Genomic DNA, 21,015 nt, shown 5'->3' with positions numbered 1-21,015 from the left:
AAAACTACTGACAGGATTCTGAATCCTGCTCATTGCGAATCTTATGAACAAATGCAGCAAGTTCCCGGGTATAGTTGTCAAGCATAATTGCCGATTCTTTGATCCCTGCAATCATGACCTTCAGGTCTTCCTGAGAATTTCCGCTATGTTCAATCAACTCCGAAAGGCCAAGAATCTTAACAACGGGTTGTCGGAGTTCATGAGAGATTTTAAACAACATCTCTTCCATGGCATTGACCTGATCTTCTCTGTCTTTTTCTTCTTTCTCTTTTCGCTCTGAAATGAGTGTTCTTAAAGAAAGATATTGTACTGGTTTCCCATCCTTATCTTTAATGGGCACAATCACACTGTCCACCCAATAAAACGAACCATCTTTAGCCTGGTTTTTAATTTCTCCATGCCATACCTCCCCTTTTCCAATCGTCTTCCACATATCTTTAAGGAATTCCTTAGGGTGAAAACCAGAATTAATAATGCGGTGATTTTGTCCCAGCAATTCTTTTCTACTAAATTTTGAGACTTCACAAAACCGTTTATTTACATGAATTATCGTCCCTTTCACATCTGTAATCGAGGAAATTATACTGGTGTCTACTGCTTGTTGATAAGCCATTAATAATGGAACCAATCGTTCCTGAGAACCATCCACCAAGTACATCTCATCCTTCTTTAATATTCCCATAAGCGCTCAAATTTACACTTTACCCGAATTTCTCGGCAATTAAAATGTAAATTAAGCGCAGCAGGTTAAATTTATTAAACTTAAAGCAGGGTATGTGTTTCCGGTGGAAATACCAATAAAGGAAGTTTTACATGAACAGCCATTTTCTGAGTATGGCTGCCTTCAAATAATCGCTTGATAAAAGGATGTCTGCGGTGAACCATAGCCAGCATATCAATATCTACATGCTTGGTTAACCAGGTTAAGCCCTCATCTACTCCCATGTCCTTCACATGACGGTAATAAACCTTATGGTAATGTACCTTACAAGTCACCTCATTTAAGAAATCATCCACTTTCTTTTGATGTATTTCAGGGTTGAACTCATCCGGACTGATGTGGACAATAAGAATCTCTGCATTAAAAGGTCGTGCAAAAAGTGCGAGGGAATGAATTAATTCCAAATCTTTTGCACTTAAATCTGTCGCGAATGCGATTCTTTTCAATGGTTTAAAATCCGTTCCCGGCGGAATCAACAGGATTGGAAAACTAGCATTATCTATTAGATCCCGACTTGTACTTCCAAGAAAAAACCGGTTTAAGCTCCCTACACCTGAAGTGCCCATCACTACAAGATTGATTTTTTCCTTTTCCGCTAACATTTTTAAGACTTCGGTTACAGAACCGACCTCTGCCAGGACCTCTACGGGAGGGTGTTCATCTACTGAAAGACCAGCCTCTTTATTTTTTTGTTTCAACTTTTTGGCAAGACTATGAAGTTGATGAGTCGCATCTGTTCTCAAAGTCCCCAAATCCATCAATGGCCAGGCCACCTGAGGCGACATTTGTGCAGCAGCTGGCACCATCACGGCATTGCATAATTTAAGGCTTGCTTTCATGCTTTTTCCGAGTTCCATAGCGTAAAACGCGGCATGATCAGCATTCGGAGAAAAATCAGTTGGAATTAAGATAGTTTTCATCTGGCTTGTTTTAATTGATCTTCAGCTAAGGTCAACAAACTTTAGTTAAAGAACCATGATATACATCATATTAAACACTGATTATGAGCGCATTTGTTTTAAAAAAAGAAACCTATCTTTATCAGACTATTTAAAGCCATCAAAGACAGGTTTCTTCTTTATTCCGGGAATTTGGATCCATTTGCCCTCAAAAGCAGATGCATAATTTATCCTTAGAAAGCAATTTATTAGAAAACTGGTTCCGCAGCCACATGGAAATCTTCATCTCTCAGGTGTACCACTTCCATACTCTTCTCATAATTTGTTGATTTCTTAGAGAAGAAATCGTGCTGTGTTGTTTCGCCATTTAAGCCATTCAATACAATAGAATTAACGGCTTTGACTTCGAAAAGCTCTTCAAAACCAAGGTTCATCATGGCTTTATTGGCATTGTACCTAACATATTCTTTTACGTCTGCAGTAAGTCCAACTTCCGTATACAATTCGTCGGTGTACTTCAATTCATTTTCATAAAGCTCCATCAAAAGGTCAATCAGATCTTGTTTGCTTTTCTCCGGATGAGGTAGTCTTTTATACAGATCCTGAGCCAGTAAACCTACAAACACCCCGTGAATGGATTCATCGGCTACAATTTTTTTAATGATATCTGCACTGGCCACCATTTGCCCTTGTCCAGCTAACCATAATGGCATAAAGAAACCGCTATAGAATAAGAAAGATTCCAGCAAAACTGAAGCTGCGAGCCCCATAAACAAAGTTTCGTCGCTTACTTTCTGTGCATCCAGACTTCTGTAATACTTGTCTATCGTAGCTGCTTTATATTGAAGTAGCTTATTGTTTTCCACCCATTCAAACAATTCATTGATTTCCGCTGTACTGTTTACCGTGGTAAAAATCGTAGAGTAAGACTTGGCATGAATTGCTTCCATCATACACATAAAGGACAATACTGCCTTATTTTGCAGTCCATCGATATGGTCTAACAATTTAGGCATTCCGGTATGACTTTGCAGGGTATCTAATAATGTAAGGCCACCCAATGCTTTTTTATAAGCTTCCTGGATTTCCGGGCTCAACGATTTCCAGCTGTCAATATCTTTTGAAGGGATATATTCGGTATCCACCCAAAACTGGCGAAGATTTTGTTCCCAAAACATACCTGCATAATCATTTTCAGGCGTATTCCAGTTTACTGCTTTATATGAACTCATTTATATATTCTTAATAGGTAATTAATTGCTGCCTGGAATTATACCGAGCAGGATACACATTCATCAATGGAAGCTTTACGCGTCCGGGTATAATACAGAGATTTTAGTCCCATTTTATGCGCATAGATGTAATATTTAGCGATATCACGTGTGTTGTCTTTCGTGTTTGTATGTAAAATCGTCGAAATCCCCTGATCCACGTGTTTTTGAATGACAGATATCAGGCGCAATACATTCTTCTGATCCATATCATACGCTGATTTGTAGAAAAAATAGTTGTCATTGTCCAGGTAAGGCATTGGATAGTAAGTTGTACTATCGCCATATTCTCTTACTTCAATCACATCTACCACTGGCATCACAGAAGCTGTAGCATTCATAATATAAGATGTGGATTGATTTGGTGCAATGGCCAAACGGTAAGCATGATATAATCCATGACTTTTCACGTCATTCATCAATGCAGTCCAATCCGCCACAGTAGGAATTTCCATTCCTTCAAATAAAGCAGCAATTTTATCACTTACCGGTGCGATATCCTTGATCAAATATGGCTGGAAATAATTTCCATTTGCATATTCTGATTGCTCAAAACCTACAAAAGTTTCCTTTTTCTCTTTTGCAATTTCCATTGAGCTTTGAATAGAATAGAAATTAACCATCATAAAGAAAACATTACAGAAATCCAATGCAGCAGCACTTTCATACATGATCAGGTTTTTAGTCAGAAATCCATGTAAATTCATTGCCCCAAGACCAACGCTATGCAATTCTTTATTTGCTTTCTGAACAGAAGGCACCATTGCGATATCGGTCAAATCTGAAACTACAGTTAAAGAGCGCATGGCCGTAGAAACCGCCTCTTTGATCCTTTTGTTTTCCATAACCGTAGCAATATTCAGCGAGCCCAGGTTACACGAAATCCCATAACGGATCGTATCCTCTTTTCCATAAATTTCGATATCTGAGACCTCTGAAATCTGCATAATCTCTGTACAAAGGTTAGAGAACTTCACATTTCCAAGTTCTTTCAAAGCATGTCCTTTATTGGCATTTCCTTTGAAAAACAAGTAAGGGTAACCACTCTCTTTTTGTGTCTGAGCAATTTTCACCATCAAATGACGGGCATTGATCTTTTTCTTTCTCACTAAAGGATTCGTTACCAATTCTTCATACATCTCATCCATATCCAATTCATCCAGGTATTTTCCATACTGTTTAAAAACGGTATGTGGATAGAAAAGGTAACAAGCTTCATCATTTTCAGCAAGTTCCATGAATTTATCAGGTACAATTACACCAATAGAAAGTGACTTAATGCGGACTTTCTCATCCACATTGATCTTTTTACAATCTAAAAATTCTTCAATATCTGTATGGAAAACATTAAGGTATACCGCTCCTGCCCCAGGACGTTGCCCCAGTTGATTGGCATAAGAGAAAGTATCTTCCAGAATCTTCATAATTGGCAATACTCCACCTGCACGTCCTTCCACATCCTTGATGGCCTCTCCTCTTGCACGAACTTTAGAGATGTTAAAGGAAACACCTCCGCCGATAGAAGATAGTTTCATGGCAGAATCAATTGCATATCCAATTCCATTCAGGTTATCGCCGATTTCGTCTAAAAAGCAGGAAACCAATTCACCAGAACGTTTTTTTCCAGAATTTAAGAACGTTGGGGTTGCAGGCTGATACTCCTGATTGATCAATAATTCTGCGTATTGTTTTGCCTGGTCGACATCGCCTCTAGCCAGGAATAAGGAAACTGCGACTACCCGATCTTCATATCGTTCCAGGAATTTTTCTCCGCTATCGTCCCTGAGTGCATAACTTTGAAAAAACTTGAAAGCACTCATGAAGGATTGGAACCTGAATTTCTTGGCGTAAACCAGGTCGTATACTTCTTCCATTTGTTCAAACGTATACCATTGATAGAAATCAATGTAATACTCCTGTTCAATGAGATAATCAATTTTCTCTTTTAAGGTATAAAAGAAAACTGTGTTTTTATTTACGTAGTCCAAAAAGTAAGAACGAACTGCTTCCTTGTCTTTGTTAAGGCTGAATTCGTCGTCTTTTTTAACCATGATCTCATTGTTCAATAAGATCCATTTTTTAGTTACCATATCTTTAGCCTTCTATATTATCTATAAATTTTTGAACATCTTCTGCGGTGCCTGAAAGTTCAAACTGCATCAAAATGGGCAGTTGAAACAGGGCAGAGATTTTTTTTGCTGCGAGTGCATAGTTAGGACCCCAGTTTTTATTTCCACTGGACGTGATCGATTTAATTGAGCTGCTATTTTCTTCAAGGAACCGTAACGTAGAGGCTGGAACTTCGCCAAATCCAGTGGTATAGGTAATCAGGTGTCCTTCCTCCAGGGGTGCAGACACTTGATCAATCTTTTGAATATTCCAATTGCGATGTAACTTCAATCGGTTCACAAACCGTTCTACATTACCAGTTTTACTATCGTAATAAATGCAGGTCATCAATAGAATCGAATAAAACTAGGCTAAAGCGGCTAATTCTTCCGGTTTATATCCAATTACTCTTGCCATTTCCTGTTCTGCTTCCATTAAAATCACCGTTGGCACAGAACGTACTCTGAATTGCATGGCCAGCTCAGGGTCATTGAAAGGATTGATGGTTTCATAAACTATTCCTTTTCTATCCAGATATTCAGAGACCATGTTACATGGGCTGCAATCTTCTTTTTCGAATTTGATGATTCTTTTAGTACTCATTTCGTAGGATGTTTTAATAAATCAGCCCTCATGCAGGGCTGGTGATGGATTTCAAAAATGGCAAATATTATCTGGAAAGACTCTAAACTGTTATCCACATTCGGTGGAAAAACAACTGCATTTTATGACAGATGAGCTACTGAAAGAACAACAAAAATGATTACACTTAATAGGACTTGTTCTGTAATTCATTCGTATAAAGATTATTGAGAAAAATAACTATAGGATGGAAAGCTTTCAAAGCAAAAAAGCTATACCCCGAATGTTTGATTTCGGACTATAGCTCCTCAGGAAATGACAAAATTCTGTATTGAAACTAAAGAGACTCCTCCTCTTCTAGGTAGATTTCATGCACTAAGAATTTCACTTTTTCCATTGTCACCAATAAGTCCTCAATATCCTCAGAAAGGATATGGTGAATCAGGTCTCCTGTTTCCGGAATTTCAGAATTTGGAATTAGTTCAAAAGCTTCGATGCTGCCGCCTAGATTCAGGTTCACAATTTTCACATAATTAACACCATTATTGATCCAATCCTTCAGAATATTGGCATCAAACTCTACATATCCTTCTATGTTTACCTTTTTCATGTTGGTAAAAATAAGAATAATGAAATTAAGGTGCGATGATGGTGAACAAATAAACGGCAAAGATCACCAACAAAACTACACCTTGTAAGATATTGGTTTTTCCGGTGGCCAGCGACAGCATAATCGTAAAGAGCGACAATAGCAAAAGTACAGTAGATTTCATATCGATCCCCAGGGTAATCGTCATTCCTGTCACCATCGCAACAATTGCAACTGCAGGAATGGTCAGACCTATACTCGCCAATGCAGAGCCCATTGCCAGATTTAGACTGGTTTGCAAGCGATTTTTCTTAGCTGCACGGTATGCAGCAAGGCCTTCAGGCAGGAGCACTACAGCCGCAATGATCACTCCTACCAATGATTTCGGTGCACCGGCATTTACCACTGCCAATTCAATATCAGGCGCAAGTGATTTGGCCAGTAACACGACTATTCCTAAGCAGACCAGTAGTAATAAAGCACTCCAAAGTGCCACCTGTTTTGTTGGGGGCTCGGCATGTGCATCTTCATCCCCATCAGCCTCTGGAGGCAGGAAAAAATCGCGATGTCTTACCGTCTGAACCAAAACAAAAGTTCCATAAAGCACCAATGAGACTACTGCTACAAAGCCCAATTGTGCGGTCGTATATACAGGTCCTGCTTTACTTGTTGTATAATTTGGAAGAATTAAGGTGAGGACCAGAATGGCGGAAAGTGTAACCAGCGCAGCACTTACTCCTTCCAGACTAAAAAACTGTTCTTTAAATCTGGCTCCCCCAACGAGTAAACACAAACCAATCATTCCAGTTAAAATGATCATTACTGCCGCCAATACCGTATCCCGGGCTAAAGCAGTGGTTTCCGGACCGCCGGTAAGCATCAACGAAACGATCAATGCGACCTCTATCACTGTAATCGCTAAAGCCAGCAATAAGGTGCCATAAGGTTCACCTACCCGATGAGCAACTACCTCAGCATGATGTACAGCAGCCAACACACTCCCTATTAACACTGCAGCAAGTACAAAAGAATACATACTCCCGAAATCCAATGATGTTGCAAAATAGGCAATCCAGGCTATAATAGGTATCGCAATAGTCCATAAAGGAAGAGGTAGCTTTTTTTTCATAGTAGAAGATATTTATTTAGAACCAAAAAAATCAATATTTGTTTAATAAAGCTATATTTAAGTCTCAGTTGAGTATTTGGAACCAGGTATTTATACCTGTTTTTTTAATAGGGTATTTTCACGGTTACCACGACTCCCAGGTAATGGTAATTTAGGGGCATTGAAATATCAACCTCAAATGATAACTGAACAGATTTTAACTGAACCAATTAATTTACGTGTCCTAAGCGAAGGGTTATTCCAACCTGTGCTCCATTTAAATTTGCAACAACAGCCCTCAGGTACCATTTCCGGAACCGCCATCATCACCGTAAAAGAATTCACAGGTCCACTTAATTTAAGCTTCAAAGTATTCGGAAATTACCAAAATGATGTTATTAATCCAAATGTATCGATACAACTTAGAGGTTATAAGCTGCTGGACAGCGATCAGAGCCCATGTTTATTTATAAACTTAGAATTGAATGACGCTTACACGACTGGTATCTGTAATTATAGCTATCAAAATGAAATCCATAAAAAAGTCAGCAATGCAACCGTATCAAGTATCATGTTTGCAACCACTCCATCAAAGAAAGCCTTTAGTGTGACTGACCTTTCTCAAAATAATCATTACGCTCTATTGTGATCAAATATCTCTCAAATTAATATTTGATTCGTTAACTGGCAGTTCCCCCACCTGCCAGTTTTTTTTGCAGGAAATTTAGCCGCAGTTCCAATCATGACCAATAATAAAAACGCAAAAAAGTTTTAAGAAAATATTTTTTTGTATAAATTCATCATACGAGCCGCTTCTAAATTATATATATTTATTTTTCAGACCTATTTACCTATTTCTATGCTTTCAAATCAGGATCACCAACCAAATTATCATCACTATTTAGAAGGAGGAGGAGAAATGGGGCGTTTGATTCGCGATTATGATTGGTCAAAAACTGCTATAGGATCGCCAGACCAATGGTCTCAGAGCCTCCTCAGTACCATTAGCATCATCATTTCCTCGCGTTTTCCTATGTTTTTATGGTGGGGAACGGAGCTGATTCAATTTTATAATGATGCCTACCGCAAAAGCCTTGGGGAGGATGGAAAACATCCTACTGCACTCGGTCAGCGCGGAGAAGATTGCTGGCCAGAGATCTGGGAGACCGTTAAACCCATGATTGATCAGGCGATATCTAAAGGAGAGGCAACCTGGTGTGAAGATGAGTTACTTCCTATCTTCCGAAACAACCAACTGGAAGATGTTTATTGGACCTTTAGTTTTAGTAAAGTAAAAGATTTGCCCGGGCAGCCAGGTGGCGTTCTGGTCATTTGCTCTGAAACTACTGAGAAGGTCCATGCGAATAGAAAAATAAAAAACACACTTTCCGAGCTGGCCAGCAGTGAGTCAAAAATCAGGTACATGCTGGATGATGCTCCTGTTTCTATCGCTTTGTTTACTGGTCCGGATTTCATTATTGAATCAGCAAATAAACAGGTAATGAAAGAGTGGAATAAAGGAGAGGAAATCATCGGTCTCCCATTGGCACTCGTATCTCCAGAGTTAAACGGGCAGCCATTTTTCGACTTATTAAACAATGTTTTTACTACCGGACTTCCTTATTACGGTAATGAAGTTAGAGGGATGCTGAAGCAACAGGACAAACTGGAAGAGTTTTATGCCAACTTTGTGTATCAGCCAATGAAAGATGAAAAAGGGAAAACCAAGAGCATCCTGATGGTGGCTAATGTGGTGACAGAACAGGTAGTGGCGAGAAAAAAAGTTGAACAGGCAGAAGAAATGCTTCGCTTATCGATTGAATCTGCAAATGTCGGGACCTGGAGACTGGATATTGAGAGCAATACATTTTTTGCCTCTCCAAGGATGAAGGAGCTTTTTGGTTATGCTCCTGATGAGGAGATTTCCCTGAGGGATACACTGGATCAGGTTCATGCAGATTACCAGCAACAAGTTGCTGATGCGGTAATGAGTTCTATAGCAACCGGAAAAGATTTTAGCATTACACATCCTATTGTGGGTCGGGACCATCAGGATTTGCGTTGGGTTAAAGCCTTGGGCCGACTTTATCCATTAGAGGTCGGTCATCCCGCACATTTTTCAGGAATGATCCTTGACGTAACAGAACAAAAACAAGATGAAATCCGTAAAAATGACTTCATTGGCATGGTTAGTCATGAATTAAAAACACCGCTCACCTCCCTGATTGGATATATCCAATTGATGATGCTCAGATTAAAAAATCCGGATGATCAGTTTACCTCAACTTGTTTGAGCAAAGCAAATCTCCAGGTAAAAAAAATGAATAGCCTGATCAACGGCTTCCTGAACTTATCGAGATTAGAGTCGGGAAAGATACACTTGAATATGGAGCACTTCGACCTCAGTCAACTGCTCAAAGAAATGATTGAAGAAACCAATCCTACCCTTCATCAACACACCATTTCCTTAAATTCCTGTGCAGCAGTTACCGTTCATGCGGATCGTGATAAAATCGGTGCTGTCGTTTCCAATTTATTGAGTAATGCAGTGAAATATTCGCCAAAAGGAAAAAAAATAGAAGTGAATTGCCAGCTCAGCCCATCTGCAGCACAAATCAGTATTAAAGACGAAGGAATGGGCATTAAACCCCAATCACTGGGAAAACTATTTGAACGTTTTTTTAGGGTAGAAACCAAACACACCGAAAACATTTCCGGCTTTGGGATTGGCTTGTATCTCTGCTCAGAGATATTGGAACATCATGGAGGGAAAATATGGGTGGAGAGTGAGATTGGTATTGGTTCTACTTTTCATTTCAGTTTACCAATACCGAACTAAACACCCTCCATCCCTTAAATGATTTTTATTTCACTTTAAACTCTACACGACGGTTTAAAGCTTTTCCGGCTTCAGTAGTATTTGGGCTGATCGGATTTGTAGCGCCATGTCCCTTAATGTTCAACCTATTGCCATTCACTCCAGCATTTACCAGATAAGACTTCACTGCATTAGCACGGTCTACTGATAAAGACATGTTGTGTGCAACGGACCCCTCGGCAGATGAATTTCCATGAATGGTCAGGACAACTTCCGGGAATTTTTTCATTTGACTTACTACCTGATCCAATACGCCAAAAGAAGAAGTTTTCAATACATCCGAATTAAATTCAAACTGAACGTTGCTAAAATCCAGATTTGGTATTTCTACTTCTGCTTTTTCCTCTTGTACAGGAGCTGGAGCAGGTTTTTCTTCTTTCACAGGGGATTTGGCTTCCACTGGAGGAGTAACAGGTTTTGCGACTACTTTCTTAGTCTTACAAGCTTGCATCGAAAGGGTCAACAACCCAATCGCAACGATTAGTGTACGTGTTCTTAAAATTTTCATTTATGTTTTAGTGTTTGTTAAAAATAAAAATTATTATCCAATGATTAAGGAATAAAACGAATTAGTTACGATTATAGTGTTAGTCGCAACAAAGGGAAGAGAAATAATGCCCGGTTACTTCTTCCCACGTAAGATCCCACTGGAAATTCCAAGGCGAATATAACTGTATTTATTCCTGTAATAGATATTATAGGGGTCTTCTCCATAATACCCTGCAGCAACCATTAAGTAGGCATTATTCATAAATGGAAAGCTATAATGATAGGAAAGCTCTGCATTGAGTCTTTTTTTCAGGGCAAAAAGCTCGTATTCCGTCATTGGGTTAACGGCATAATTAACTTCTAAGTTGAGGCGCCATTGTTCTTTTTCAGGTTGATAACTCCTCCAGGAGAAATTATAGAGGAATCTACTAAAGCCATAATCGTGAGTCAAGGCCTTTTCATAATTAAACCATTTGTGCCATTCAAAACCAATTTCATGATTTAAGGAATAATAGCCTGCGTTTGTGTTCTTGTTGAGGTCTGTCCCAAAATGGTAAGATAAGGTTAAAGCATTCGTCGTGAAATTACCGTTTGTTGTGTTGATACTGCCATCCGGATTTAAAGCCTCCCCGTCCTGTCCATTGGAGTGATGAGTATAAGTTAAAGTAGCATATTTATAGTCTGGAACTGACCTATCTAATCTGACAAATAATGTTCCCCCGAGTCTGAAACTTGGCGTCCTCACTGCTGCCGACCTTTGTTCCAGAACTCTCACAGTAAAGTCTGGTACCACTGCAAAAGCAATGGGCAATTTTTCTGTAGCTAGCAGCATATAAGTGGTAGTGAGCCTTCCGTTGATCACATATTTATATGGGGATCCTATCTCTCCTCTTGGCGAAATATAAGATAGCTCCGCATTCTCTTTGTAAAGCTGTATAAAGTCCGTATTTATTTCCTGCTGATTTTGAGCATGAACTGAGATTATATTTAGGCTACAAATTAGTAACAAGAAGCCTGAAATTTTCATTTTGGCGCTTTTAATACAACTACGTATCAGAGCTCAAAAAAGTTTCATATTTCTAAAAAATAAAGGAAAAGAAATCGGCAAATATAACTGATCACTTAAAAAGACTGGAAAGCGCCCTTAATCTCTATTAAAAGCATTCAATGTAGCTGTTTTCCACCTCACATAACCCAATTTATCACACTGTTCCGCAACTTCAGCAATAGCCGATTCAGGGACGTCATTTACAATTTTCCAGCGAACCCCCTGCTTATTATAATAGCTGATATAAATTACAATATCCTCAAATAAAGGTTCCATTAATTCCAGTTCTTTGAGGTGCTGATCCTGCAGTGCTCTGGCCATCAGGACCAGCTGATCATTCATTTCTTTTACTAAGGGGTCTCCCGGTTTAATATCGGGCTCTATAATTGGAAGTACGGTTATGGTCATACGCTTATTCAATCTAGGATCCTATCCATTGCCTGCAAGTCATAAATTTTGCAAGCAACAGAAATGCTACAAATATTAGCAAATATAAAAAATATTATGTATTAAAGAAGCAATTATTTATCTCCGCGCATAAAACCCATAGACAATGCTGATCCGGTTCCTAGCACTGCACCAGCAGCCACATCTGTTGGATAATGAACACCAAGATATAGACGGGAAAAGCCTACAGAACCTGCCCAAAGGTAAGCTGGGGCAATGACATACCATTTCCTATAGCTATTCGATAAGGCTGTTGCCGTAGTAAAGGCTGTAGAAGTATGTCCGGAAGGGAAAGAATAATGTGAAGGCTGGTAAACGGCATTAATTTTCACCTGACCATTAAAAGGCCTTGGACGTTTCACCAATTTTTTAATCAGTAAAGTTGCCAGCACATTTACAGCCGAACTGCTGGCAATATAGGCCGCATTTTGACGCATTTCTTTGTCATTCGATATCACTCCCGCAGCCATCAGTCCAACAGGAACGCCAACATTAACGACATCATTATATTTTGAAAGAAACATAAAGAAGCTGGTTTTCTCTGGAGTTCTACGTTCTGAAAGGTCAATCAAAATCCGGTCATCCAGGGCTTGTAAGCGATGCTGGCTGAATGCCTGCATCGGGATGGCCAACCCTATTGTCAACTGAAATAGGATAATATATTTAAGAAATGTGCTTTTCCTGCTCATCATGCTGTAAATCTACATTTATTTTTACTTAAAACCTGGTGTAAACCGCCAATTGAATGGCATGGTTAATCGTTTGTCCGCTACGCATTTTCTGCGCCTGATTCAGGTAACCTGCCTCCAGATCGAATTGCTTACTAAAGCGATAACCAGCTGCTACATAGGCCCTGTTCTGATCGAAAAAATGGCCATTTACATTTCCTTTATGCTGTATATTAAACATCAACTCATTTTGTAAAGCAACAAAAGCTCCTTTTTCAAATTTCTGCTGGCCTTTTGCCAGGGGAAGTATGGCACGGACAAAATACCTGAGGCGCTGGGCAAACAAATCCTCCCCTTTTTGCTGATCTATAAAGCGCTGTTCCAGTCTAAACCGATGGCTGAAATTAAGTACATTAATTTTATGTTTGTAAATGTATTGTTGCCAAATCCGATGTTCATTAAGCTGAATATCACTCATACCAGCCTGAGGAATATAGGTCTGATTTAATAAGTATCCCAAAGTCAGATCGCTTTTATCATTGATAAAATAGGTCAGCCCGGGTCTGAACATGAAGTTTCTCAAATGACTAAACTGGTCTCCTGTTCTCAATTGAACATCCAGATGAGTTCCCCATTTTTTTGTCAATTTATTGTTATTCATCAGGAATAACCAACCCGTACGCTGATTGGAAGTCTGGGCTATGGCTAAAGTGCTACATAAACACATTAAAGCCAGCAAAAGGAAGTAAATACGCATTGTAAAAAGGGTTGTAATGGTGTTTGGCTAAAATAAAAAAATATGGCGATAAAAGAAATGGCCATATCAAATCATTGAAATGGCCATTTCTTTAAATATTAAGAATGACTTAGTCCATCACTAGCTTTGCTAATGCTTCTTTGGTAAATCCTTTCAATTCATCTACACGGTTTTCCTTGATTTTCTTTACCCAGTTTGGATCGGCTAATAAAGGCCTGCCTACACCTACCAAGTCAAAATCTCCTCTATCCATACGTCGCATCAATTCATCCAAAGAACTTGGCTCTGAGGCTTCTCCTGCAAATGCTTTTAAAAACTCTCCTGTTAAACCTACAGACCCAACGGTGATGGTTGCTTTTCCAGTGATTTTTTTAGCCCAGCCGGCAAAGTTTAAATCAGAACCTTCAAACTCTGGCTCCCAGAAACGTCGTTGTGAGCAATGGAAAATGTCGACACCAGCATCCGCCATAGGATTTAACCAGGCTTCCATTTCCTGAGGCGTTTTTGCAAGCTGAAAAGTATAATCAGCAGGCTTCCATTGAGATAATCTCAAGATCACTGCAAAATCTTCTCCTACTTGTCTGCGCACCTCTTTAACTACTTCTACTGCAAAACGACTACGCTCAGCTAAGGTTTTACCACCATAAATATCTGTACGTAAATTGGTGGCTTCCCAGAAGAACTGATCAATCAGGTAACCATGAGCACCATGTATCTCCACCGTATCAAATCCCATTCTTTTTGCCTCAGCTGCTGCTTTACCATAAGCCAAAATTGAAGCTTCAATATCAGCTGCTGTCATGGTATTACCATTGTTAAATTCAGGTCTGTTTAAACCTGATGGACCTTCAAATGGAGTCGAAGGTGTCCAGCCTGAATGGTGGTTGTCCATAATACCCATATGCCAGATTTGTGGTCCCATTGCTCCACCTTCTTCATGCACACTTTTAATCACATTCTGCCAGCCTTCCAATGCTGCTGTTCCATGAAAATGAGGCACATTGGCATCATTTGAGGATGCCGGGCGATCAATTACTGTTCCTTCAGAGAGAATCAGTCCGACTTCTCCCTCAGCTCTTTTGCGATAATAAGTCGCTACATCTGCTCCTGGAATACCATTCGGCGAGAAAGATCTCGTCATTGGCGCCATCACAATTCTGTTTTTTATATTCAAAGATTTCAGACTAAAGGGTCTGAATAAGCTATCTGTATTCATAATTATGTTATTTATATATCGGATTCTATGATTTTACTCAGTTCATTAAATGCTTCTTCATTTCTTTTATAGTACGTCCACTGCCCTACTCTTGTTGAAGTCACCAGACCGGCACGCTGAAGAATGGATAAATATTCAGAAACAGTAGATTGTGTCAATCCTGCTTTGAGTTGGATTTGCCCCACACATACACCAAACTCAAACCCGGAATAGATCTGGTCAGGAAAACTGGTTTCAGGGTCCTTAAGCCAAAGTAAAATTTCCAATCTGGTCTTGTTGGACAAAGCTTTAAATATCTCTAACTGTTTCATGGTACAAATATATATCGACTTTTTCCGATATCCCTATTGAACTGAAAGAGATGACATTAAGCTGATGATATCGGCAAAAACCGATATAAGTCCCAAATATAAATGGCGCTTCCCTACCAGAATTTTCAAGAAAATCGGATATTTGAACGGTATCTGTTTTGAAATTGATCATTTATAAATGACGATGCCTTCCCACCTTTATGAAAAAAAGAGAGAAACTGGCGATCATACGTCAACATTATCCAAATGCCATCAGCACCATTGATAGCATCAATACCTTAATAGATTTTGTAGAAGCAAATCTGGATCTGGAACCTGCACAGATCATGATGGCAGATAGCATTTGCAGTGACGATGTCAATAGCATTCAATTTCCGGTGAGGTCCAATGAATTCCTAGGCCCTTTTAAATTGGGTGGTTTGGATGGTTTCCCTTTCGCCGGACTAAGCGGAATGGCTGCCTTGGCGAGCCATGTTCCCGACGAGGGGGCTGTTCTGGTCTATTACGGTCCACATATTGGAATTTCGAAAGCAGGTATCTTAGGTGAAATTCACCGTTATGGTCAACAAAACAATACAGATTGCTGTGGCGCGGCAAAAGGTGCATTAGAAAAACTACATGCTAACTCTATTAAAGAAGGACACCTGGAAGATTTAGATTATCAAATGAATACCATTGAACAAATCATCTTCCAGCAAAAAGAAAGAATCCTCTCCGCTGTGCATCCCATAAAAGAGACTACAGAAGTCATTTATGAGGCTATTGACGAGCGCATCAATGAATTGGTCAACCGAACTAAATACCCTTGCAAATACGTCATTTTATTGGGCACAATTCACATCAACAGCGATTCTGACATGGGCTCTTTTACCTCTGCTAAACGCTTTGAGCTCCTCAATCTTGCAACAAATGAGCGACAAAACCTAATGCCGGAATTTTTCAATTAAAACTCTCTTCAATAGTGCTATATTAGAAAAATTTATCACGTAAATGATCAGCTATGAACTTGAATAAAGCCATTCTAAGCACTACTTTAATCCTGGGAACTTTAGGCATTGCCGATGCTCAGGAGGCCAAACATGAAGATACCGAATTTTACACCCCGGTTCCGGCGGTGGTAACTCCGGCGAAAATCCCTGGCAATGCACCATCTGATGCAATTGTTCTTTTTGACGGAAAAAATATGGACCAATGGGTGATGACCAACGACAGGTCTCAACCTGCGCAATGGAAAGTAAATAAAGGTGAGTTTACAGTAAATAAACAAACCGGGAACATTGAGACCAAACAGTCTTTCAACAATTATCAATTACATTTAGAATGGAAAGTTCCTGCTCATATTACGGGTGAAGGACAAGCCCGCGGGAACAGTGGTCTTTTTCTGGCATCCATAGGTAAGGGAGACCTGGGTTATGAACTACAAATCCTTGATGCTTATCGCAATCCAACTTATACCAATGGTATGGCTGGAAGTATTTACAAGCAGACTACTCCACTGGTTAATCCAGCTAGAAAACCAGGAGAATGGCAAACTTATGATGTGATCTGGACCGCACCTGTATTTGAAACCGATGGTACATTAAAAAGTCCGGCTAAAGTAACTGTACTGTTTAATGGCGTGTTAGTTCAAAATAATTTTGAACTAAAAGGCCCCTCACAATACGTAGGTTTACCTTCTTATCATAAAGCACATGGTCCCTCTCCTATAAAGCTACAGGCACATGGGGATAAAAGTGAACCACTTAGCTTCCGTAACATCTGGATCAGAGAACTATAAATCAGCGAATTATAAGATAATAACTTATGAAAAAGTCGATCTTTCTTCTAGCCATAGGCATTAGTTTTGCAGGCTGTAGCAGTATGAAATCATCAACAGATGCAAATACGGTTCATCTCTCAGGAAAAATTGAAAAAATGGGAATGACAACCTATCAATATGGGACGCATACCATAGAATCAGATCATAAAACCTATGCTTTAAAGAGTAGCTCAGTAAACTTGAATCATTTCGAAAAAAAAGAGGTTCAGGTTATTGGAACAAAAGTTCCGGGTTATCCATTGGAAAATGGCCCTGCACTAATTGAAGTCAGTTCAGTGAAAGTAAAGTAAAGATTATTCTCCCATCAAATGATGGGAGAACTATTTTTATTCCGGGTTTCCATTGTGGAAAAACTGATCCTTATAGGATTTTAGGTCAGCTTTCAAAATTCCTCTGGCCACGTGAATTCTGGTTTTCACTGTCCCTATCGGAATATTCAATTCCTCTGCAATTTCATGGTATTTGTAACCTTCAAAGAATTTTACAAAGGGAATATAATACTGAGGTTGTAATTTATCCAGTGCACTGTGAATGTCGTTCATAATGCATTTTCCTACTCCTGCATTATGAGATGCGCCTAAAGTTCCAGTCGTGTTCGTAATATCTACCCCAAAATTCATGAAGTTTTTTGCCAGGTTCCTGCGTCTGTAGGTATTGATAAAAGTATTCCTCAAGATCATATACAGCCATCCTTTAAGATTGGTTCCCTGTTTAAAGTTCTTCTCATAACGAATGGCTTTAAGCATGGTGTCCTGAACCAGATCATCAGCATCGTCATCATTCTGTGTAAATGCCAAAGCAAAAGATCTTAAATTGTCCTTGTAGCTCCAGAGTTGAAAGTTAAAATCGATTGTGGTTGTGCTCATTGGATTATAGTTTTAGTTCGATACAGGAATATCAAATGCTATGCCTTGTACCTGCCTATTTTCGCTAAACCGTATAAATCCTAAGCAAAACAGGTATTCTATACACCAACTACGTAGTTACCGCAAAACACACGTTTAAACCTCAAAAACAGCGATTCAAGGCTATTTGATCAAGCGATTTAACACCGCATAATAAATTAACGCAGGGGTATTTCTGGCCCCGGTTTTTTCAATCAGGGTCTGACGATGCCCCTCTACTGTTCTTTTACTAATAAATAAACGCTCGGATATTTCGGTATTGGTCAGTCCTTCTGCAATTAAGGACAGAATTTCGATCTCTCTGTCGGAATAATTCTGAATAGTTTCCGGCTGCTCATTCGCTTGTATAGAAGGCTGCCCCCCCTTTTCCAACATTCTTATGGACAATTCTGAACACAGGTATTTCCCTCCTGAACCGACATGCTTTAATGCAAAGATGAGTTCTTCCGCACTGATGCTTTTCAACAAATACCCCTTAGCACCTGCTTCAAAAGCTTGTAATACATATTTTTCATTATCATGCATAGAAAGCATCACTACCTGTGCAGCAGAATTCTTCCCTTTCATTTCTTTCAGCAGCATCATTCCATCCAGTTCCGGCATATTTATATCGGCAAGTATAATGTCTACCTGTGCTCCCGTATTGAGATAATTTAGGGCTTCTAACCCATTTTCGGCCTCAGCCACCACGTTTATGCCCTGGTCCGTTTCCAATAACATTTTAATACCATTCCGAACAATATTGTGGTCCTCTGCTAATAATATATGTAACATCTTGCTAAATTTAATCATTTAATACCGCAATTGCCGCTCCTTCATATTCTCATTCAGATGGATCAGCATTGCTTACTTTTGCGCAAATTTAATCGTCGAGCTCTGCTGAGCTGGAGATTGTAGGTCTGGGATAATTAACCGTTAAGAAGGAACATTGGGAAATAGCACTGAGACGACCGTGCCTTGCCCTAAAACTGAATTTATAGCCAGACAACCATTCAATAGATTTGCCTTATTCCGAATTGCTTTCAGCCCTATCCCCTTATTGATTACCTGCTCCTGCTCAAATCCTACCCCGTCGTCCATTATCTGAATATGAATCACCTCATCATTTGCATTAATCACGAGTTTAATTTTGCTGGCCTTGGCATGCTTCAACACATTCATCATCAGCTCCTGAACCACTCTATAAATAGCAGTTTCCAGGAATTTATCCAGCTTTTTTTCCAGACCAGTATATACAGTATGAATGGGAATGGCAATCTGAAATTGATTGCAAATATCGTCCAATGCGGCTTTTAGCCCAAAATCTTCCAATACCGTAGGCATCAATTCATGGGAAAGTCTGCGGCTTTCTTTGATCGCATCCGACAATAAACTGTCAGTTTGTTTCAATTCTTTGAGATGATCAAGAGAAGATAAACTGGTATGATTGATCATATTCTTAGCTAAACTCAGCTTCACACCATACAACAATTGTCCGAGTCCATTGTGCAGATTTTCTGCAATGCGCTTTCGCTCCTCCTGCTGTGTCCCTAATATGGTTCTGAAAATTTCTTTTTGAAGTAGTTCATTCTTTCGGAAGAGTTCTACCTGCAGGGTCATATCGATATCCACTCCCAGCACCTTTAAAGGTTTCCCATTTTCATCCTGCTGTATAGAAGCTTTTATTTTCAGTACTTTAGCCTGTTGATTTACCATAATTTCAATACTCTCTTCAAAGCCCTCGTTTCCGGCCTTCAGGAGACCTACAATTTTTTCGGCAACAGCGCTATACTTTGGTGTTGCATATTGCAGATAAATTTCGGGACTGGGAATCTGGTCTTTTGACAAATCAAAAAGATGATACATTCCATCAGACCAATTGAACGACGCGGAGTCCAGGTCATATTCCCAACTCCCAATTTTTGCCATGTCTTCCGACTGCTGCAGAATCATCAAGTTTTTTGATAGCTCCTGCTCAGCAAATTTTCGGGTGCTGATATTAACAGTAGTCACCACCAATGCATCTTCCATTTTTACAAACATGCTGGAGTACCATTCATTAAACCCATCAAGGTTATAATAAAACTCTGTTTGTTCTGTTTCCCCCGTTTGCATTACCCTTAGCATCACCTCCAGTAAGCCAGAATTCCTCACGCCCGGGAATTCTGATAAATACAATTTGCCAATTAAATCCTCACGCCTTGATTCTCTTTGTAATTCACGGCTCAACATCTCAATCCGAAAATTTATGATTTCTCCTGAAGCATCCCTAACCGCCCTTAACAAAGAAATTCCCAACAAACTTGCATCAAAAACAGATTCTATTAATTCTTTACTCTCCTTTAATTCTTGTGTAGTCTGATGATAGGCAGTCACGTCCTGCATTACTCCATAAAACCGGGTTGTTCCAGTTTTCGCCTCATATAAAAACTCAACTTTCATGTGGACCATCTTCGCTTCCTTGAGGGCAGTAATCAAGCGATAACTTTGTTCAAATGAACGCCTTGTTTTCAAATGCTTCCTGAAGCTATCCATGGCCTGAAATCGATCTGCCGGATGGAAATAAGAAAAAAGATCTTCAAAATTCAATGGTTTTTCCTGAGCCAGAAAGCCATAAATACGATATATTTCATCACTTAAATAAAGCGGGGCAGCATCTGTAATTCCTTCAAAATAGCCAATGTTACCTATTTCCTGGGCCAGTTTTAATCGCCTTTGTTCTTCCAGAAGCTGAAGCTTGACCATACTGATTTCAGTAATTTCAGTAAACATCAGTACCACTCCATTTCCTGATGGAATTACATGGAGGGAAACCCAGATTTCAGTAAGGGCACAAAAATACTCGCTAATGTGTGACTTTTGTTTGCGCACAGCATACTCAATGGCATCAAAGGCTTCCTTACAAAGGTTTTTATCGAAAACCTCCCAAACATTCCTGGCCATGATTTCCGATAGTTCCAACTTAAAAAGCACTGCGGCTTTATGATTTCCATAGATAAGATTATGGTTCTTATCCAGCTGTAAACAAGCTACATCAATTAAATTCAGAATATTTGCTGCTAAGTCATTTGCAGGAACACTGGAATGATTTTCTAAGGAGGTGCTGATCATAAATCAAAGGAAACAAGGCTATCTGTTCATAAATAACAAAGCAAGATACAAAGTGTTTGTGGACTTCCAGCCCCATAATCCCTTATATAGACAATTTAAAGATTCTTT

Annotated in this window: 23 protein-coding genes; 5 read left to right on the top strand and 18 right to left on the bottom strand. The window is 39.4% G+C overall.

The window, feature by feature from the left end; all coding sequences use genetic code 11:
- Window positions 1–4 precede the first annotated feature (4 nt).
- The 8 genes from R2Q94_RS08495 to R2Q94_RS08460 all read right to left on the bottom strand — a co-directional run bounded on the left by R2Q94_RS08495 (window position 5) and on the right by R2Q94_RS08460 (window position 7,300).
- Complete coding sequence (locus tag R2Q94_RS08495; RefSeq protein ID WP_316821021.1) at window positions 5–682, bottom strand: PAS domain S-box protein; 678 nt, start codon at window positions 680–682, stop codon at window positions 5–7.
- 80 nt (window positions 683–762) lie between these two features.
- Window positions 763–1,641, bottom strand: coding sequence for a universal stress protein (locus tag R2Q94_RS08490; protein WP_316821020.1), 879 nt, complete (start codon window positions 1,639–1,641; stop codon window positions 763–765).
- Window positions 1,642–1,868: 227 nt separating this feature from the next.
- Window positions 1,869–2,852 carry a class 1b ribonucleoside-diphosphate reductase subunit beta gene (gene nrdF, locus R2Q94_RS08485; protein WP_316821019.1) on the bottom strand — a complete coding sequence of 328 codons (984 nt, stop codon included), beginning with the start codon at window positions 2,850–2,852 and terminating at the stop codon, window positions 1,869–1,871.
- 38 nt (window positions 2,853–2,890) lie between these two features.
- Window positions 2,891–4,981 carry a class 1b ribonucleoside-diphosphate reductase subunit alpha gene (gene nrdE, locus R2Q94_RS08480; protein ID WP_316821018.1) on the bottom strand — a complete coding sequence of 697 codons (2,091 nt, stop codon included), beginning with the start codon at window positions 4,979–4,981 and terminating at the stop codon, window positions 2,891–2,893.
- Between the two features lie 4 nt (window positions 4,982–4,985).
- Window positions 4,986–5,348, bottom strand: coding sequence for a class Ib ribonucleoside-diphosphate reductase assembly flavoprotein NrdI (nrdI, locus tag R2Q94_RS08475; protein ID WP_316821017.1), 363 nt, complete (start codon window positions 5,346–5,348; stop codon window positions 4,986–4,988).
- 18 nt (window positions 5,349–5,366) lie between these two features.
- A complete protein-coding gene (locus tag R2Q94_RS08470) occupies window positions 5,367–5,603 on the bottom strand; it encodes a thioredoxin family protein (protein WP_316821016.1) in 237 nt (78 codons plus the stop codon).
- A 316-nt stretch (window positions 5,604–5,919) separates the two neighbouring features.
- Complete coding sequence (locus R2Q94_RS08465; RefSeq protein ID WP_316821015.1) at window positions 5,920–6,192, bottom strand: hypothetical protein; 273 nt, start codon at window positions 6,190–6,192, stop codon at window positions 5,920–5,922.
- 25 nt (window positions 6,193–6,217) lie between these two features.
- The gene (locus R2Q94_RS08460; protein ID WP_316821014.1) at window positions 6,218–7,300 is read right to left on the bottom strand and encodes an ionic transporter y4hA; all 1,083 of its coding nucleotides are present in this window, start codon (window positions 7,298–7,300) and stop codon (window positions 6,218–6,220) included.
- A gap of 178 nt (window positions 7,301–7,478) precedes the next feature.
- On the opposite strand from R2Q94_RS08460, the gene R2Q94_RS08455 reads away from it, so the two are divergent.
- Window positions 7,479–7,928 (top strand): DUF1842 domain-containing protein, encoded by a 450-nt coding sequence (locus R2Q94_RS08455; RefSeq protein ID WP_316821013.1) that lies wholly within the window; start codon window positions 7,479–7,481, stop codon window positions 7,926–7,928.
- A gap of 210 nt (window positions 7,929–8,138) precedes the next feature.
- Window positions 8,139–10,118 (top strand): ATP-binding protein, encoded by a 1,980-nt coding sequence (locus R2Q94_RS08450; RefSeq protein ID WP_316821012.1) that lies wholly within the window; start codon window positions 8,139–8,141, stop codon window positions 10,116–10,118.
- 25 nt (window positions 10,119–10,143) lie between these two features.
- Here R2Q94_RS08450 and R2Q94_RS08445 read toward each other — a convergent pair whose 3' ends face one another.
- The 7 genes from R2Q94_RS08445 to R2Q94_RS08415 all read right to left on the bottom strand — a co-directional run bounded on the left by R2Q94_RS08445 (window position 10,144) and on the right by R2Q94_RS08415 (window position 15,093).
- Window positions 10,144–10,665, bottom strand: a complete 522-nt coding sequence (locus R2Q94_RS08445; RefSeq protein ID WP_316821011.1) for an OmpA family protein — start codon at window positions 10,663–10,665, stop codon at window positions 10,144–10,146.
- Between the two features lie 114 nt (window positions 10,666–10,779).
- On the bottom strand, window positions 10,780–11,673 hold the full coding sequence (locus tag R2Q94_RS08440; protein WP_316821010.1) for a hypothetical protein: 894 nt from the start codon (window positions 11,671–11,673) through the stop codon (window positions 10,780–10,782).
- Between the two features lie 117 nt (window positions 11,674–11,790).
- Window positions 11,791–12,102 carry a hypothetical protein gene (locus R2Q94_RS08435; protein WP_316821009.1) on the bottom strand — a complete coding sequence of 104 codons (312 nt, stop codon included), beginning with the start codon at window positions 12,100–12,102 and terminating at the stop codon, window positions 11,791–11,793.
- A 113-nt stretch (window positions 12,103–12,215) separates the two neighbouring features.
- Entirely contained in the window at window positions 12,216–12,785 is a 570-nt protein-coding gene (locus R2Q94_RS08430) for a phosphatase PAP2 family protein (RefSeq protein WP_316821008.1), read from the bottom strand.
- 73 nt (window positions 12,786–12,858) lie between these two features.
- The gene (locus tag R2Q94_RS08425; protein WP_316821007.1) at window positions 12,859–13,566 is read right to left on the bottom strand and encodes a DUF2490 domain-containing protein; all 708 of its coding nucleotides are present in this window, start codon (window positions 13,564–13,566) and stop codon (window positions 12,859–12,861) included.
- 109 nt (window positions 13,567–13,675) lie between these two features.
- Window positions 13,676–14,782, bottom strand: a complete 1,107-nt coding sequence (locus R2Q94_RS08420; RefSeq protein ID WP_316821006.1) for an NADH:flavin oxidoreductase — start codon at window positions 14,780–14,782, stop codon at window positions 13,676–13,678.
- 11 nt (window positions 14,783–14,793) lie between these two features.
- Window positions 14,794–15,093 (bottom strand): metalloregulator ArsR/SmtB family transcription factor, encoded by a 300-nt coding sequence (locus tag R2Q94_RS08415; RefSeq protein WP_316821005.1) that lies wholly within the window; start codon window positions 15,091–15,093, stop codon window positions 14,794–14,796.
- A gap of 200 nt (window positions 15,094–15,293) precedes the next feature.
- On the opposite strand from R2Q94_RS08415, the gene R2Q94_RS08410 reads away from it, so the two are divergent.
- Genes R2Q94_RS08410 through R2Q94_RS08400 form a run of 3 tightly spaced genes read left to right on the top strand, consistent with a single transcriptional unit; the run spans window position 15,294 to window position 17,202 of the window.
- On the top strand, window positions 15,294–16,040 hold the full coding sequence (locus R2Q94_RS08410) for a hypothetical protein (RefSeq protein ID WP_316821004.1): 747 nt from the start codon (window positions 15,294–15,296) through the stop codon (window positions 16,038–16,040).
- Window positions 16,041–16,093: 53 nt separating this feature from the next.
- A complete protein-coding gene (locus tag R2Q94_RS08405; protein ID WP_316821003.1) occupies window positions 16,094–16,870 on the top strand; it encodes a DUF1080 domain-containing protein in 777 nt (258 codons plus the stop codon).
- 26 nt (window positions 16,871–16,896) lie between these two features.
- The gene (locus R2Q94_RS08400) at window positions 16,897–17,202 is read left to right on the top strand and encodes a hypothetical protein (RefSeq protein ID WP_316821002.1); all 306 of its coding nucleotides are present in this window, start codon (window positions 16,897–16,899) and stop codon (window positions 17,200–17,202) included.
- Window positions 17,203–17,238: 36 nt separating this feature from the next.
- On the opposite strand, the gene R2Q94_RS08395 is transcribed toward R2Q94_RS08400, so the two are convergent.
- The 3 genes from R2Q94_RS08395 to R2Q94_RS08385 form a co-directional block, all read right to left on the bottom strand.
- On the bottom strand, window positions 17,239–17,778 hold the full coding sequence (locus R2Q94_RS08395) for an RNA polymerase sigma factor (RefSeq protein WP_316821001.1): 540 nt from the start codon (window positions 17,776–17,778) through the stop codon (window positions 17,239–17,241).
- 162 nt (window positions 17,779–17,940) lie between these two features.
- Window positions 17,941–18,591 (bottom strand): response regulator transcription factor, encoded by a 651-nt coding sequence (locus tag R2Q94_RS08390; RefSeq protein ID WP_316821000.1) that lies wholly within the window; start codon window positions 18,589–18,591, stop codon window positions 17,941–17,943.
- A 141-nt stretch (window positions 18,592–18,732) separates the two neighbouring features.
- A complete protein-coding gene (locus R2Q94_RS08385; RefSeq protein ID WP_316820999.1) occupies window positions 18,733–20,907 on the bottom strand; it encodes a PAS domain-containing protein in 2,175 nt (724 codons plus the stop codon).
- Between the last annotated feature and the right edge of the window lie 108 nt (window positions 20,908–21,015).

Origin of the sequence: Pedobacter gandavensis (genome assembly GCF_032678465.1) — a bacterium.
Lineage (GTDB): Bacteria > Bacteroidota > Bacteroidia > Sphingobacteriales > Sphingobacteriaceae > Pedobacter > Pedobacter gandavensis_B.
The sequence above is the reverse complement of the archived record's forward strand: the minus strand, read 5'-3'. Positions and strand labels throughout refer to the sequence as shown.